The 1,408-nt window shown below is 36.0% G+C and carries 1 protein-coding gene; it reads left to right on the forward strand.

Translation table 11 applies throughout. The features are described from left to right. The first annotated feature begins 142 nt into the window (after nucleotides 1-142). A complete protein-coding gene (locus ACFFHF_RS11865; RefSeq protein WP_197200116.1) occupies nucleotides 143-1,258 on the forward strand; it encodes an IS4 family transposase in 1,116 nt (371 codons plus the stop codon). Nucleotides 1,259-1,408 lie beyond the last annotated feature (150 nt).

Raw genomic sequence — 1,408 nt, forward strand, 5'->3', positions numbered from 1 at the left:
ATCACTAGTGTTGCATTAATTTAAATTAACTATTAAAAACATTTGAAATGTTCAATTTTATTATTTTGTGCAAAGAAAAAGTCCTTTATAATGGATAAGTCAGGTGGTAACCCGTCCAAATCCACTAAAAAAGGACCAACTCATGGACAAGATTACACCAAAAACTTCATTTGGACAATGGTTTTCACCAATAAATCTTCAATTATTTGAGGAACAGGTGAAAATGATGAAATTAGATTACTATACGAAAAAATTAACGACAGAGTCGTTCTTAAAATTACTGCTTTTTGCGCAGCTACAAGAAGTTGAAAGCCTTCATGCCCTAGGCGATTGTCTTTTCGATGACCAGCTTCAAAAGGGAATTGACCTTGATTCTATTAGTATTTCTCAGCTGTCACGCCGTCTAAATGGTATGAATCCTGATCTATTTCAAAGGCTTTTTCTTGATTTAGTGTCCCAAATTCATGTCAAAACGCACTACACCAACCTTGTGATGCCGTTAAAAATCATAGATTCAAGCACATTGCCACTCAATTTGACGAATCATAAATGGGCAAATTTCCGCAAAACAAAGGCTGGAGTGAAGTTACATCTGCGTCTTGTGTTTATGGAAAAAGGAATTTCCTACCCTGAAAAAGCCGTTATGACAACTGCCAAAGAACATGACCGTGGCCAGCTCGAAATCATGGTAGATGATAAAGAATGCATGTATGTGTTTGACCGTGGTTACCTAGATTATGAACGTTTTGACCGTATGACCGATGATGGCTACTTTTTTCTTTCAAGGCTACGGAAAAACGCTGTAATACGTGAAGTTTACAACTTTAAACTACCTGAAAATACGTCTGTTTTATTGGATCAAATGGTGTTGATTGGTACGACACAAAACCGTGCTGAAAATTATTTTCGCCTGCTAAAGGTCTTGGATTCAAAAGGTAATGAGCTCCATTTAATCACCAATAGGTTTGATTTAGGTGCAGATGAAATTTCAGAAATGTACAAATCACGCTGGGCAATTGAATTGTTTTTCAAATGGATCAAACAACATCTCAGCATCAAAAAGTTCTACGGTCAGAGCGAATGGGCGATTCAAAATCAAGTATTTATCGCGCTTATTGTTTTTTGCCTACATGTACTTGTACAAATTGAAACAAGAAGTAAGCGAAAAACTTTACAAATTAGCCGTTATTTGAGGGTTGCATTGTGGAAACCAGCGCATATCTGGCTTCGAAAGATTGAAGGAAAAGCCATCCCTTGATAAGCGAAATTGTTGTCGTTGCACAGGTCTAATTGTAAATAAATTTCCAAATGGACAGAACCACCTTTAATTAGGCATTTACCTTTTTGGCTCTAAATAGAAACAATGATTAAACTGAAAATTATGACATTATTTATGCAACACTAGTGA

The organism is Robertmurraya beringensis (genome assembly GCF_042433785.1).
In the GTDB taxonomy this organism is placed as follows: Bacteria; Bacillota; Bacilli; order Bacillales; family Cytobacillaceae; genus Robertmurraya_A; species Robertmurraya_A beringensis.

What these genes read in the sequence shown, in the direction of transcription:
- ACFFHF_RS11865 (WP_197200116.1), top strand. Translation starts at nt 143, where the DNA reads ATGGACAAGATTACACCAAAAACTTCATTTGGACAATGGTTTTCACCA.